At 51.6% G+C, this 14,520-nt stretch carries 17 protein-coding genes and 3 pseudogenes; all 20 read right to left on the minus strand.

Going from position 1 to position 14,520, the window contains the following annotated elements:
* Nucleotides 1-6: 6 nt before the first annotated feature.
* A complete protein-coding gene (locus tag BN1546_RS28585) occupies nucleotides 7-654 on the minus strand; it encodes a non-ribosomal peptide synthetase (protein ID WP_369690595.1) in 648 nt (215 codons plus the stop codon).
* Nucleotides 603-872, minus strand: a complete 270-nt coding sequence (locus BN1546_RS28165) for an AMP-binding protein (protein ID WP_369690596.1) — start codon at nucleotides 870-872, stop codon at nucleotides 603-605. The genes BN1546_RS28585 and BN1546_RS28165 overlap by 52 nt, the downstream gene beginning before the upstream one ends.
* Nucleotides 838-2,109: an AMP-binding protein gene (locus tag BN1546_RS28170; protein WP_369690606.1), complete on the minus strand. Its 1,272-nt coding sequence runs from the start codon at nucleotides 2,107-2,109 to the stop codon at nucleotides 838-840. The genes BN1546_RS28165 and BN1546_RS28170 overlap by 35 nt, the downstream gene beginning before the upstream one ends.
* Entirely contained in the window at nucleotides 2,088-3,527 is a 1,440-nt protein-coding gene (locus BN1546_RS28175; protein WP_255305553.1) for a condensation domain-containing protein, read from the minus strand. The genes BN1546_RS28170 and BN1546_RS28175 overlap by 22 nt, the downstream gene beginning before the upstream one ends.
* The gene (locus tag BN1546_RS28180) at nucleotides 3,524-3,967 is read right to left on the minus strand and encodes a condensation domain-containing protein (RefSeq protein ID WP_369690597.1); all 444 of its coding nucleotides are present in this window, start codon (nucleotides 3,965-3,967) and stop codon (nucleotides 3,524-3,526) included. Before BN1546_RS28180 ends, BN1546_RS28175 begins: the two co-directional genes overlap by 4 nt.
* Entirely contained in the window at nucleotides 3,889-5,316 is a 1,428-nt protein-coding gene (locus BN1546_RS28185; protein ID WP_255305554.1) for a condensation domain-containing protein, read from the minus strand. Before BN1546_RS28185 ends, BN1546_RS28180 begins: the two co-directional genes overlap by 79 nt.
* 7 nt (nucleotides 5,317-5,323) lie before the next feature.
* Entirely contained in the window at nucleotides 5,324-5,644 is a 321-nt protein-coding gene (locus tag BN1546_RS28190; protein WP_255305555.1) for an AMP-binding protein, read from the minus strand.
* Nucleotides 5,645-5,805: 161 nt separating this feature from the next.
* Nucleotides 5,806-5,988 carry an AMP-binding protein gene (locus BN1546_RS28590; protein ID WP_369690607.1) on the minus strand — a complete coding sequence of 61 codons (183 nt, stop codon included), beginning with the start codon at nucleotides 5,986-5,988 and terminating at the stop codon, nucleotides 5,806-5,808.
* A gap of 37 nt (nucleotides 5,989-6,025) precedes the next feature.
* Nucleotides 6,026-6,745 (minus strand): annotated as a pseudogene (locus tag BN1546_RS28195) (AMP-binding protein); the annotation flags it as partial.
* A pseudogene (locus tag BN1546_RS28595) lies at nucleotides 6,738-7,244 on the minus strand (condensation domain-containing protein). The pseudogenes BN1546_RS28195 and BN1546_RS28595, both read right to left, overlap by 8 nt.
* On the minus strand, nucleotides 7,213-7,695 hold the full coding sequence (locus tag BN1546_RS28210) for a condensation domain-containing protein (RefSeq protein ID WP_369690608.1): 483 nt from the start codon (nucleotides 7,693-7,695) through the stop codon (nucleotides 7,213-7,215). Before BN1546_RS28210 ends, BN1546_RS28595 begins: the two are co-directional and overlap by 32 nt.
* Before the next feature lie 81 nt (nucleotides 7,696-7,776).
* Nucleotides 7,777-8,166: a condensation domain-containing protein gene (locus tag BN1546_RS28215; protein WP_255305559.1), complete on the minus strand. Its 390-nt coding sequence runs from the start codon at nucleotides 8,164-8,166 to the stop codon at nucleotides 7,777-7,779.
* Entirely contained in the window at nucleotides 8,139-8,351 is a 213-nt protein-coding gene (locus BN1546_RS28220) for a hypothetical protein (RefSeq protein ID WP_255305560.1), read from the minus strand. The genes BN1546_RS28215 and BN1546_RS28220 overlap by 28 nt, the downstream gene beginning before the upstream one ends.
* 44 nt (nucleotides 8,352-8,395) lie before the next feature.
* Nucleotides 8,396-8,986, minus strand: coding sequence for a condensation domain-containing protein (locus tag BN1546_RS28225; protein ID WP_255305561.1), 591 nt, complete (start codon nucleotides 8,984-8,986; stop codon nucleotides 8,396-8,398).
* Nucleotides 8,987-9,055: 69 nt separating this feature from the next.
* Entirely contained in the window at nucleotides 9,056-9,445 is a 390-nt protein-coding gene (locus BN1546_RS28230) for a phosphopantetheine-binding protein (RefSeq protein WP_255305562.1), read from the minus strand.
* 73 nt (nucleotides 9,446-9,518) lie between these two features.
* Nucleotides 9,519-11,668, minus strand: a pseudogene (locus BN1546_RS28600) (amino acid adenylation domain-containing protein).
* 2 nt (nucleotides 11,669-11,670) lie between these two features.
* Complete coding sequence (locus BN1546_RS28240; protein WP_255305601.1) at nucleotides 11,671-12,246, minus strand: condensation domain-containing protein; 576 nt, start codon at nucleotides 12,244-12,246, stop codon at nucleotides 11,671-11,673.
* 35 nt (nucleotides 12,247-12,281) lie between these two features.
* Nucleotides 12,282-13,559, minus strand: a complete 1,278-nt coding sequence (locus BN1546_RS28245; RefSeq protein WP_255305563.1) for a condensation domain-containing protein — start codon at nucleotides 13,557-13,559, stop codon at nucleotides 12,282-12,284.
* Nucleotides 13,511-14,245, minus strand: a complete 735-nt coding sequence (locus tag BN1546_RS28250) for a phosphopantetheine-binding protein (RefSeq protein ID WP_255305564.1) — start codon at nucleotides 14,243-14,245, stop codon at nucleotides 13,511-13,513. Before BN1546_RS28250 ends, BN1546_RS28245 begins: the two co-directional genes overlap by 49 nt.
* On the minus strand, nucleotides 14,164-14,520 hold a 357-nt coding region (locus tag BN1546_RS28255), incomplete at its 5' end, for an AMP-binding protein (RefSeq protein ID WP_255305565.1). The genes BN1546_RS28255 and BN1546_RS28250, both read right to left, overlap by 82 nt.

Genomic DNA, 14,520 nt, shown 5'->3' on the forward strand with positions numbered 1-14,520 from the left:
GCTTGTTCAGCTCTTATGAATCTTCGAGGTTAGTGTCGTCGCCCGCAGCGAATGTCCGCCAATCTCGAAGAAGTTTTCCTTCACGCCAACTTGCGCCAGGCCCAGCACATCCTGCCAAATTTGCGCCAGCTTCACTTCCACCCACGTCCGCGGCGGGACATAATCGGCCCCGCTTTGCAGGCTACCTTCCGGTGCTGGCAGTGCCTTGCGGTCGATTTTGCCATTTGGACTCAGTGGCATCTGCTCCAGCTGTACAAAGTAGGACGGCACCATGTAGCTTGGTAGTTCCTGCCCCAGCTCACTTCTCAGCTCGCTGGCACTGATTTCTTGCCCCGCGACATAGTAGGCGACCATGTGTTTTTGTCCCGTTTCATCTGCACGAGCCATGACAATCGCTTCTCGTACCGATTCCACTTGGAGCAACTGCGTTTCGACCTCGCCCAGCTCAATCCGGTACCCCCGGATTTTCACCTGATGGTCGATCCGGCCCAGATATTCAATGTTCCCGTCCGGCATCCATCTCGCCAAATCGCCGGTACGGTACATCCGCTCATACCCTGCTTCCCCGCCAGCAAACGGATCAGCTACAAATTTCTCGGCCGTCAGCTCGGACGGTTCAGATAACCTCGTGCTACGCCGATACCGCCGATGCACAGTTCACCTGCCACACCAATTGGCTGCAATTGCTCCGTGCCTTCCTTCACGATGTACAGACGAATGTTTTGAATCGGTTTTCCGATCGGAATAACCGCATATTCCTCTGACGGCTCGCAATCGAAGTACGATACGTCCACCGTCGCTTCGGTTGGCCATACAGGTTGACTAGCTTCGCTCCGGCTAGGCTCGACACGAGCCGCTGGAACCCGCCACATGCTGTGGCGGCAACGCTTCGCCACTGGCAAAGACATGGCGCAGTGTGCCTAGCTTCGCTCGCATCACATCCCGCGGCTGCTGCTTCCACATATCCAGGAACGCATGCAGCATGGCTGGTACAAAGTGCATCGTACTCACGCCATCGCGGGCAATCGTGTCGACGATGTCTTCCGGGTTCTTTTCCCCGCCGACCGACAGCAGGCTTACCTTTGAGCCGACCATCGACCACCAGAACAGCTCCCACACCGACACGTCGAAGGTAAAGGCGGTCTTTTGCAGAATCGTATCTTCCACGCTTAGGCCATACCGATCATGCATCCACAAAATCCGGTTTAGCACGGAATGGTGTTCCACCATCACGCCCTTCGGTTTTCCGGTGGAACCGGAGGTATAGATCACATAGGCCACATGGTGCGGTCCGGCCAAGGGCTCCAGATTCGAGCCATCTTCGTGATAGATGTCCTCACGGTCCAGCACCAGCACCCGGCCGTCGAAACTCAGCGATGCTTGCTCCGCCAGATGCGATTGCGTCAGCACTAGCTTCGCGCCCGAGTCCTCCAGCATAAAGCGGATGCGGTCGGCCGGATATTCCGGATCGATCGGTACATAAGCTCCGCCTGCCTTGAGGATCGCGTAGATACCTACGATCATGTCCAGCGAACGGTGAAGCAGAATGCCCACCGGCTGATCCGGTTCCACCCCTTCCGCACGCAGCGTCCGGGCCAAACGGTTGGCTCGCTCGTTTAGCTCACGGTAGGTCAGCGACTCTTCACCGCACAGTACCGCGACTTGCTCCGGCATGTTCGCGACCTGCTGCTCAAACAGACTGCTTAGTGTCTGATCCTGCGGATAGGCTGCCGCTGTATCTCCCCATACCTGAACGATCTGTGCCTGTTCTTCCGGTGTCACCAATTCCAGCTCATTCACACGGATATGCGGATTGTTCACGATTTGCCCGATGACATGCAGTACATGTCCCTGCATCCGCTCGATCGTAGACCGGTCGTACACATTCGCGTTGTATCTGAACATGATGCGGAAGGTTTCATCCGGCATCACAATCAAATCCAGATCATAGTTCGTCTGCTCAACAACCTCTACATTCGTAATGTCAAATGCAGACGGACGAACTTCACCCAACTGCTCGACTTGCTCCTCTACCGGATAGTTTTCAAATACCATAATGTGATTAATCAGATGCTGCTTCTGCTCGGTCAGCGCCTGAATTTCATACAGCGGGAAGCTGTCATATACCCCGAAGCCAGCGCTTGCTCCTGCGTGTTCCGCATGATTTCGACAAACGTGGCATTTCGTTCACTTTGAATCCGAACCGGAATCGTATTAATGAACAGACCGATCATATTTTCTACGCCAGCAATATCCGTCGGACGTCCAGATACGACACTGCCGAATACAACATCTTCATTGTTATTATATTGCTGCAAAATAACGCCCCACACGCTCTGCATCAGCGTATTGATCGTGACCTGCTGCTGCTTTGCAATCCGGTACATGGCTTCGCTCCACGTTGGATCCAGATCTACCGTTACTTTTTCAGAAACATATTCGCTGGCTTCGCTTGCTGTCGAGGATACCGCATGTTCCCTGCTGTCCGTCACGTGGTCTTTCGATGCAGTATCCGATCCAGGCAGCAACGTCTGCTGTTCAAAGCCCGCCAAATAGTTGCTCCAATACTCTTTTGCCGCACGTTCATCCTGACGCTCTAGCCACTCGATATATTGGCCATACGGTGTGATCGGAGCCAGCTCCGGCTGTTTCTGCTCCAGCAGCGCAAAGTACGTACCAAACACCTCACCCGTAACGAGCGATAAGCACCAGCCGTCCATGATAATGTGATGGAAGCTCCAAACCCAGTGATACGTTTCTTCATCGGTCTGCCATACCTGTACGCGCATGAGTGCATCCGTACCGAGATCAAAGCCCCGAGCCTGATCCTCCTGCTTCAACGCCTGGATATACGCCTGTTGTTCTGCTTTCGGCATTCCGCGTACATCCTTGAAGGACAGATCGCTATCTTTGTGACGGAACACCAGTTGCAATGGCTCCTGACCGTGTCCGGTCTCAAACCGATGGAAATTCGTCCGCAGCGCTTCATGACGCTGTGTCAGCAGATCTAGGCTCTTGCGGAAAACAGCAACATCGAAGCTGCCTTTTTGATCAAACGAGGCTTGCTGGAAGTATGCACCTGAGTCGGGTTCCATCAAGCTATGGAACAGCATCCCTTTCTGCATGGGAGAAAGAGCATACACATTTTCCAGTTCACCCACAGAAGCCGTTTGCTCCGTTAATTGCTCCAGTTGTTCCAACGACAAGCCTTTGAACAAGACATCGCTTGGCGTTAGTTCGCTCCGCTCTTGGGAGGCACAATGCTTGATTACTTCCTGCAAGCTTTCCCGTAGCAGCCGGGCAAACTTCTCTACATTTTGCTGATGATATACTTGGCTGTCATAGCGAATTTCCAAGGTCAGCACGCCTGCTGTAATCATGCCGTTCACATTCAGCGGCTGCTCCAGCACGGTATAACCACTCATCGGTTCTCCGTCCGTATGCGAAGACAGCACGATGTCACTCTGTTCCAAATCCTGATCAAATTGTCCCAAATAGTTAAAGCTGATCTCAGGCTGCAGATTCAAGGAAGGATCGCATTATCCGAAGACATATACTTCAAAATACCGTAACCAATACCCTTATGCGGCACATGACGCAGGTCCTCTTTTACCCGCTTGATGCGCTGCCCTACTTCCGCCTTTCCATCGACATCCAGCAGCACGGGATACTGACTTGTAAACCAGCCCACGGTACGTGTAATATCCATATCTGGAACAATAGCTTCCCGGCCATGCCCCTCCAGATTGACCAGCACACGCTTTTGACCGCTCCAGTTGTACAATGCGCTGCCGAGTGCGGTTAACAGCAAATCATTGACCTCCGTATTGTACGCACGATGTGATTCCTGAAGCAGCAACCGGGTTTCCTGTTCGCTCCAAGCTACGGTCACCGTCTCACTATCTCTGACCCAAAAAGGCTGTCCTGCCGCTTTGTCTCGATCCTTAGGCAGCGATGCAACTTCCATGTGAGCAAGACGCTGCCAGTATTCGCGTTCGTTGTCAATGGCCGGACTGTTCGCATATTGAGACAACCGCTCTGCCAAGCAGAGAACGAATCCGTTTTATAAGGCAAGCGAATCGCTTCTCCCCGAACGGCCTGTTCATATCCAGTCGCAAAATCTTCAAACACAATCCGCCATGAGATCCCATCTATAACCAAATGGTGAATGGCAATCAGTAAATGATCTCCATCCATGCAGCGGAAAAGTCCCAGCTTCACCAGCGGTCCTTCATCCAGATGAATGGAGCTTTGGATGGCATTGGCTTTCATCTCAATTGCGGCTGCCACCTCTGCCATGTTTTGCACATCCGTCAAATCCACAACGTCCAGACTGTACAGCTCGCCTTCGTTCACACTGCGATTCCACGCTTCATAGCCCTGTTCCGTCTGACGGAAGACCATACGCAGCGCATCATGATGCTTCGTCATCTGGGTCACCGTGCGATGCAATGCGCCTATGTCGAAGCCTTCTGCTCTATTCAGCATCACCGACTGGTTAAAATAGTGCGGCTCTGCCGATGCTTGTCCAAAGAACCATTGCTGAATCGGAGTCAGCTTAACACTTCCCGAAACCTCGCCCTGATCGGCCGTACGGCTAACTGGGTGTACATGATCGCTCAGCAGCGAAATGGACGGATATTGGAACAAATCCTTCATGTCCAGCTTGTAGCCCGCTTGCAGCAAGCGGGAGGATACCTGGATTGCTTTGATCGAATCGCCGCCCAGATCAAAGAAATTATCCAAAATCCCGATGTTCTTCGTTCCTAATACAGACTGCCAAATCGAAACCAACGTCTGCTCCAGTGCTGTGCGCGGCTCTACATAATCCGCTCCGCTTTGCAGACTGCCTTCCGGTGCCGGCAGGGCCTTACGGTCGATTTTGCCGTTCGGTGTCAGCGGCATCTGCTCCAGCTGGATGAAATACGAAGGCACCATGTAGTTTGGCAATTCCTCACCCAGAAAGCCGCGCAGCTCCCCAGCGCTTACGTCTCTTTCAGCGACATAGTACGCCACCAGTTGGTTTTGCCCCTGCTCGTCCGCTTGGGCCAGTACGATGACCTCTTGCACGTCTTCCACTTTCAAGATTTGTGCCTCGACTTCGCCCAGTTCGATCCGGTAGCCCCGGATTTTTACCTGATGGTCGATCCGGCCCAAATATTCAATATTGCCGTCTTGCATCCATCTCGCCAAGTCCCCCGTACGGTACATTCGTTCATAGCCTGCTTCACCCGCCGCAAACGGGTTCGCTACAAATTTCTCCGCCGTCAGATCTGGACGATCCAGATAACCACGCGCCAGACCCGGACCGGACACGCACAGTTCACCCTGCTACGCCGACCGGCGCCAAATGTCCATGGATATCCACCATGTATACCCGGTGATTCGGCATAGGACGTCCGATGGAAATGAGTTGTCCTGCCCTTTCATCCTCGGATACCGGCCAGATGGACGTCGCCACCGAGTTTTCGGTTGGTCCATAGCCATTGTAGTACGCCACCTGATCCTTCCACTTGTATACCAGTTCGGTGGATGAGGCTGAACCCGCAGTGAACAGAATACGCAGGCTTGACATCCGCTGCGGCTCCAGATACACCGCATAGGTCGGTGGCAAAGCAGCCACCGTAATGTGGTGATCCGCCATATATTGCTCAAACCGCTTCGTAGTTCAAAATCGTCTCTGTTGTTGGCACATATAACGTAGCCCCGCAGAACAGCGCTTGGAAGATTTCCCAGCAAGCCGCATCGAACGAATAGCTGGCAAACAGCAGTGCATGATCCGTTGTACTAATCTTGAGTGTCTGATCAAAATACGTTTTTCAGATTGCAGAGCCCGTGATGCTCCAGCATAACGCCCTTCGGCTGCCCGGTTGTACCCGACGTATAGATTACATACGCCAAATCGTTTCGGACCAGACAGCGGCTCCAGGTTGGAACCATCCTCGTGGTACACGGTTTGTGCTCCATCCAATACCAGTACTTGACCATCAATAACTGCTTTGTCCATCAGATGACTTTGTGTTAACAGCAGCTTCGCACCCGAGTCGTCCAGCATGTAGCGGATACGTTCCTCCGGATACGTCGGATCAATAGGGACATATGCGCCTCCAGCTTTCAAAATCCCGAAGATGCCCACGATCATATCCACCGAACGCTCGGTCATCAGACCCACCAGCCGATCCTTCGTCACGCCTTGACTGCGCAAGGTACGTGCCAGACGATTCGCGCGTTCATTCAGCTCGCGATAAGTCAGCGTTTCTCCTTCAAAGAACAAGGCTGTCTGCTCTGGCGTCTCTAATGCTTGCGCTTCGAACAAGCCGTGAATCGTTTGCTCGCTTGCATAGGCTGCCGCTGTATTGCCCCACACCTCAACGATTTGCTTACGCTCCTGCATCGTAACCATGTCCAGTTCATGTACACGAATGTTCGGATTCGCTGTCACCTGCTTCAGCAGCTGCACCAGATGACCTCGAATTTGCTCCACACTTTCCCGTTCAAAGGCTAGGGCATTATAGCCAAAGCTCATATGAATGGTGTTTCCCGGCAGCACTACCACGTTAAAGTCATAGTTGGTCTGCTCAACGGACTCGGCTCCTGTGATCGTGAAGCTGGACGCCTCACTACTACCTAATTGCTCAATTTGCTCCTCTACCGGATAGTTCTCAAAAATAAGAATATGATGAATCAAATCCTGCTTAAGCTCCGACAACCCCTGAATTTCATACAACGGATACGTATCATACACATGGAAGCAATCGATTGCTCCTGATGTGCTTCATCACGTCGGAGAATACGCTGTCCACCTGACTGCGGATACGCACCGGAATCGTATTGATAAACAGACCAATGATATGCTCCACATTCGGAATGTCTGCCGGACGTCCAGATACCACACTGCCAAACACGACATCATCGGTGCCATTATATTTTTGCAGCAAAAGGCCCATACGGTTTGCATCAACGTATTGATGGTCACCTGATAACGCTTGGCTATGCGCTGAATACCAGCTGTGAGCTCTGCGCCCAAATCAAAAATCCAAACGCTCCGACTGATACCCCGTCTTACCCTGAATTTTTGCCTGTGGCAAGCGGGACTGCTCCTCATATCCATCCAGAACCTTGCTCCAGTAGCTCGATGCGGCCTGACGATCCTGCTGCTCTAGCCATTCGATATATTGACTGTACGGCGTTACAGGGGCCAGTTCCGGCTGTTTATGAGCCAGTATCGCAAAAATAACTCGCAAACACTTCGTTGGTCACCAGTGACAAGCACCAGCCGTCCATCACGATATGATGGAAGCTCCATACAAAACGGTACGATTCCTCACCTGTGCGCAAAACAGCGACACGCATCAAAGCATCCTGCGCCAGATCAAAGCCTCTTTGCTTGTCTTGGCGCGTAAATTCGAGCATGTACTCGTTTTGCTTCTCTTCCTCCATATCCCGCAAATCCTCAACATACAGTTCGCTGCGCTTATTCCGGTACACGACCTGAAGCGGTTCATCCTTCCAGCCGCTGTAGAAGTTCGTACGCAGTACTGTATGCCGCTGCACCAATACATCCAAACTGGCCGCAAAGGCAGCGATATTAAACTCTCCTCGCAGATCAAAGGAGGCCTGTTCAAAATATGCTCCGATTGCGAATCCATCAGATTGTAAAAGAGCATGCCCTTCTGCATCGGCGTCAGTGCGTATACATTTTCCAGCTCACCAATACGTGCCGCCTGTTCCGCGATCTGTTCCAGCTCTCCAGTCGTCAGACCTTTGAAGGATACATCACTTGGCGTCAGCTGAGGCTGCTTTTGAGCGGCGCAATGCGCAATGACCTCCTGCAAAGCAGATTTTCATTAGCCCCGCCACCCGTTCCAGCGTTTCTTTACGATACTGCTTACGGCTGTAAGCGATCGTCAAGCGCAGCTTACCTTCTGAGATCATCGCGTTCAAATCCAGCGTGTACAGTAACGGTGAATGGGCATCCTCTGTTTCCCCTGCACGGTAGGAGGACAACGTGATTCCACTGTTTTGCAGATCTTGATCGACTTGACCCAAATAGTTAAAGCTGATTTCCGGCTCGGCTGCGATCGTGCCCACTTCATCTGCAGGCAACGCAGAGGACAGGTAACGCCAAGTGCCATAGGTCAGGCCTTTATGCGGAATCCGGCGCAATCCTTCCTTCGTTTCTTTAATTCCGCTGAGCCAGCGTCAGGTTTGCACCTGTATCCAGCAGCACTGGATACAAGCTCGTAAACCAGCCTACTGTACGTGTAAATATCCACCTCTGGCAAGATCGCTTCCCGACCGTGTCCCTCCAGGTTCACCAGTACATGGCCTGCACCTGTCCAGTTGTGCACCGCGGAGTCCCAGCGCGGTCAGCAGCAAATCATTGACCTCGGTGTTATAGGCGCGATGGGCCTGCTTCAGCAGTTGCTGGTTTTTCAGCTTCAGTCCACTCCACCGTTAGCACTTCGCTGTCTGCATTCACGGAGCCCTCGTAGGCAAAATCCTTAGGCAGTGGTGCAGCTTCAGCTTTGACCTGTTCCAGCTGCTTCCAATAGACTTCATCCGATGCAGCCTCAGGACGGTTAGCATAAGAGGATAACTCCCGTGCCCAAGTTTGGAAGGAATCTGTTTTATAGGGCAATCGTACAGGCTCGCCCTGGATCGCCTGCTCGTAGCCTGTCGAGAAATCTTCAAACAGAATCCGCCACGACACCCCGTCCACCACCAAGTGGTGAATGGCGATCAGCAGATGGTCGCCCTCCGCTGTGCGGAACCATCCGAGTTTCACCAAAGGTCCTGCGGACAGGTCCATGCTGCTTTGGATTTCCGTTGCCTTCGCTTCCAGCGCTTCCGCATAAGCGGCCCGTTCACGGTAATCTACCATTTCCAGTGTATATAACGTGCCTTCCTCTACATGGCGAGTCCAAGCTGTATAACCAGCGGAAGTCTGATGGAATACCATACGCAGCGCATCATGATGCTTCACGAGGTGATCCATGGCTTGGCGAATTGCCGTCTCCTCAAAGCCTCCGCGCGATAGAGCATGACCGCTTGATTAAAGTGCTGTGGACGCTCGCGCTCCTGCGCCAAGGAACCAATGCTGGATCGGAAGTAGCGCCGTTTCCCCGCTGACTTCTTCCTGATCTGCCATACGACGGACCTCGTGCATATGCGGTGCCAGAGCTTCAACGGTTGGATACTGGAACAAATCCTTCATGTCCAGCTTATAGCCAGCCTGGAACGCACGGGATGCGATTTGGATCGCCTTGATCGAATCACCGCCCAGATCAAAGAAATTGTCCAGAATACCAACCGTCTGCAGCCCCAGTACCGACTCCCAGACGCTACCAGAGCGCGCTCTTGCATAGTGCGCGGCTCTGCATAATCGACTCCAGTTTGCAGGCTGCCTTCCGGTGCCGCAAGGCCTTGCGGTCGATTTTGCCATTCGGTGTCAGTGGCAGCTGTTCCAGTTGTACAAAGTACGATGGTACCATGTAGCCTGGCAGCTCCCGTCCAGCTCACTTCTTAGCTCGCTGGCCTCGACTACTTGTCCCGACATAGTAGGCCACCATGTGGTTTTGGCCCATTTCGTCCATACGGGCCACGACCACGGCTTCGCGTACCGATTCCACCTGGAGCAGCTGCGATTCGACCTCGCCCAGCTCAATCCGATAACCCCTGATTTTCACCTGATGATCGATCCGGCCCAGATATTCGATGTTGCCGTCCGGCATCCATCTCGCCAAATCGCCGGTGCGGTACATCCGTTCATAGCCTGCTTTGCCTCCGGCAAACGGGTTCTCTACAAATTTCTCGGCCGTTAGTTCTTCGCGTTTCCAATAACCACGGGCTAATCCTTCCCCTGCAATACATAATTCGCCCGGCACACCGATTGGCTGCAATCCCCCATCCGCGTTCATGATATATATTTGGGTATTCGCGATAGGACGTCCGATATTAATTTGATGAGCATGGGTCAGTTCCTGTACAGTCGACCAAACTGTCGTTTCTGTAGGTCCGTACATATTGTAAATGCGAGGACCGTTTATCTTTTGCAGATCTCCCAACAGCTTGGACGGTAGGGCTTCACCCCCGACCATAATTGCCTTCACGCTTTGCAGTGCGTGGGAACCTGTTTCATGACCCAGTAGCATTTGCACCCGCGATGGTGTCATTTGCAACATCTCAATATGATGATGAGTAATCAACTCACCAAGTGCCTGAGGATTCACCTGATGCTGGCGGTCGCCAAGCACAACCGTCATGCCACCGAGCAGAGGCAGGATGGTTTCCAAGACAAAAATATCGAATGAAATGGTCGTCAGTGACAAAATGGTTTGACTCGTTTCAAAGTCAATTGCTTCGCGCATACCTGTAATAAAGTTGAGCACTGAGCGATGCTGGAGCATAACCCCTTTCGGGTTTCCAGTTGAACCAGAGGTATAGATGACGTAAGCCAAATGCTCTGGGCGGGCAATCGCCTCCAGGTTGCTGCTTTCTCCCTGATACAATTCTGCATCCTCAATAAATATTGCATTGGCGTTGCAATGGTGCTCTTCCAACAGATCACGACTGGTCAGAAGCACTGTGGCCTCGCTATCTTCCAGCATGTATTGAATACGAGATGACGGAAATTCGGGATCAATTGGCACATATGCACCGCCTGCTTTTAGAACGGCCAGCAGACCTACGATCATTTCCACTGAGCGATGCACCATCAGGCCGACCAGCTTATCAGGTCCTACACCTGTGCTTGAAGTATGCGTGCCAATGAGTTGGCTCGTTCATTCAGCTCCCGATAAGTCAGACTCTGATGTCCAAACATTAATGCTACCTGATCCGGTGTCTGTGCCACCTGTTCCTCGAACACCGCACTTAACGTCTGATCCTGTGGATAAGCTGTTGCAGTATCGCCCCAAACCTGAATAATCTGCGCTTGTTCTTCCGATGTTATCAATTCCAACTCACTCACACGGATATTCGGATTCTCCACAATTTGCCTAATGACATGCTCGATATGACCCTTGATACGCTGCATTTCGGACCGGTTATATACCAGTTCATTGTATTCCAGCAGGATCGTGATATCCTCGTCAGGCACGACAATCAGGTTAAAATCGTAGTTGGTTTGCTCTGCAATTGCCACATTGGCTATAGATAAGCCTTTATGTGCGTCTGCTTCGCCGGAATCAATCACCTGAGATATCTTTTGCCCGATCGGATAGTTTTCAAAGACCATAATATGATTAATCAGGTCTTGTTTTTGTTCAGTCAGCGCCTGAATATCGTAGAGCGGAAACGTGTTATATGGACCGGAGGTCAAAGCCTGTTCCTGTGTACGCTTTAATATTTCAGCAAATGTTGCATTCCGCTCACTGTAAATGCGTACCGGAATTGTATTAATGAACAAACCGATCATGCTCTCCACGCCTGCGACTTCTGCCGGACGCCCGGATACCACACTACCAAACACATCCTGATTATTATTGTATTTCTGTAAAATAACACCCCACGCACTCTGTAAAATCGTATTAATTGTTACTTTCTGTTGCTTTGCAATACGCTTCAATGCGGTACTCCGCTCTTTACCTAACCCAAAGGTCACCTTCTCCAAAACATAGCCTGTATCCGAACGCCCGTCACTTCCGTCTGCATCCTCATTCTGCACTGTTACAGAAGCCTGCGCTTTCTCACCAAGCAACAAGGTCTTTGCTCATAGCCCGCCAAATAGTCGCTCCAATAGCGAGCCGCTTCCTGCGCTTTCTGCTGTTCCAGCCATTCAATGTAACGGCTATATGGTCTGACAGGTGGTAGTTCCGGCTGCCTGTTCTTCATCAAAGACGAATACGCACTTAGCACTTCTTCCATGACAAGTGACAGACACCAGCCGTCCATCAGGATATGATGGAAGCTCCATACAAATCGGTATGAGCAATCCCCTGTACGGAAGACAGCTATACGCATCAGCGCATCCTTGCCTAAATCAAAGCCTCGAGCTTTGTCCTGAGTCACAAATTCAGCTACAGTGTGTTCACGCCCTCTGGCATCCTCGTAACGGAAGCTCGGATTTTTATGACGATAGACAACCTGCAACGGTTGACCATGCCAGCCACTGTAGAAATTTGTCCGGAAAATTGCATGACGGCTTACGAGCAGCTTCACGCTTTCCTCAAACATGCTCGGTTCAAACTCTCCTTCAAGATCAAACGTCAACTGTTCAAAATACACTTCGGTTTGTGTATTCATCAAACTATGGAACAGCATACCCTTTTGCATTGGCGTTAGCGGTACACGTTTTCCAATTCTCCAACCGTCTTTGTCTGCTCCTTAATCGTATCTAATTGCTCTAGGGTCAGACCTTTAAACAGTACATCGCTTGGAGTCAATTCGGTCTGCTCCCTTGCAACACAGTGCTCGATAACTTCAAGCAGATTGGCTTTTAGTAGGTTAGCCAGCATTTGGATGGTGTCCTTACGAAAGACCTTGCTGTTATATCGAATATCCAGTTTCAGGATACCGTTGGTTACACCCGCGTCCACAATGAAATCGTATTTCATCTCCACCTGATCACTAACGACCGATCCAATCGAGTAAGGTGACATACGGATATCACTGTTTTGCAACTCCTGATCAAACTGTCCGTGATAGCTAAAACTTACCTGTGGCTCGGCAAAAGCTTGATGTTGACCGAGATTCAGTGCATCTGCTTGCTGATCCGTGGCTTGGCCGGATTCACTCAAATATCTCCAGATTCCGTAGCCAATTCCCTTATTCGGAATATCACGCAGACTCTCTTTGACCTGTTTGATGCGTCCCGATAAAGTAAAATCACTGCCGATGTTCAGCCATATTGGATATTGAACCGTAAAGCAACCTACCGTACGAGAAAGGTCCGTATCTGGTAAAATGCCCTCACGTCCATATCCTTCCAAATTGATCAGGCTACGTTCATGACCGGTCCATGTGTACAGCATCATGCTCAAAGCTGTCAGCAGCAGATCGTTCACTTCCGTGTTATATGCGCGGTGCGCTTGCTTCAATAGCCGTTCTGTCTCTTCTTCCGAAAGCTTAACGACCATTTTACCCGTGTCAGCCAAGATAAATTTGCCATCCTGTGCTTGATCTTCAGGCAAGCGTACCTGGTCAGCCAAAGCGGATGCGTTCAGATGCTCCCAATAGGCGCGTTCGCCTTCCAGTGCTGCACTATTCGCATAGGTGTACAGTCTTTGAGACCAGGAACGGAACGAGTCCGTTTTATCCGGTAACTGAAGCACTTCTTGATGGACGGCTTTCTCATAGACTGTGGCTAAATCCTCCAACAAAATGCGCCACGATACCCCGTCTGCCACCAAATGGTGGATGGCTATGAGCAAATGATCCCCATCCGCACAGTGGAACAAACCAGCTTTAAATAGCGGGCCTTCATGCGCATAAATACTGCTTTGAATTTCGCTGACTTTCGCCTCAATCGTCGCACTAAGCAAGGCTTCATCAGTGACATCTCTAAAGTTCAATACATCCAGATGATACAGTTCGCCCTCATGTACTCCCGGTTCCATGCTTCATAGCCTTGCTCCGTCTTGCTGAACACCATCCGTAGTGCATCATGGTGCTCAGTTAGCTTCATGAGCGCCTGACGTAGAGCGGATTCGTCAAAGCCCTGCTTCAGATGCAGCAAAACCGCCTGGTTAAATGGATACGCATGCACTTGCCCTTGTTCTGCAAGCCAGTATTGGGTCGGCGTTAGCGCCACTTTCCCCGTGACCTCGCCTTGCTCGGTCGTTTGCTTGTCCGCTAACCGAAGATGCGGAGCCAGTTCCTTCACATTTGGAAATTTGAACAAGTCCTTCATATCCATCTTGTACCCGGCTTGAAGCAGTCGGGAAGAGAATTGAATCGCCTTGATGGAGTCGCCGCCCAGATCAAAGAAGTTGTCTAAAATACCGACCGTTTGTACGTTCAGAACGGACTGCCAGATTGCTACGAGTGCCCGTTCGGCTCCAGTGCGCGGCTCTACATACTCCGCTCCGCTTTGCAGACTGCCTTCGGGTGCCGGCAGAGCCTTGCGGTCAATTTTGCCGTTTGGACTCAGTGGCATCTGCTCCAGCTGTACAAAGTAGGATGGTACCATGTAGCTTGGCAGTTCTCGGCCCAGCTCACTTCTCAGCTCACTGGCACTGAGTTCTTGCCCCGCAACATAGTAGGCCACCATTTGGTTTTGGCCCGTTTCATCCGCACGAGCCATGACCACGGCTTCTCGTACCGATTCCACCTGGAGCAGTTGCGTTTCCACCTCGCCCAGTTCGATTCGATAACCCGGATTTTTACCTGATGGTCAATCCGTCCCAAATATTCGATGTTCCCGTCTGGCAACCATCTCGCCAAATCGCCTGTGCGGTACATCCGCTCATAGCCTGCTTCCCCACCAGCAAACGGATCGGCTACGAATTTCTCAGCCGTCAGCTCCGGTCGGTTCAGGTAACCGCGGGCTACGCCGACACCGCCGATGCACAGCTCACC

Origin of the sequence: Paenibacillus sp. Mc5Re-14, assembly GCF_001049835.1 — a bacterium.
Classification (GTDB): Bacteria; Bacillota; Bacilli; order Paenibacillales; family Paenibacillaceae; genus Paenibacillus; species Paenibacillus polymyxa_C.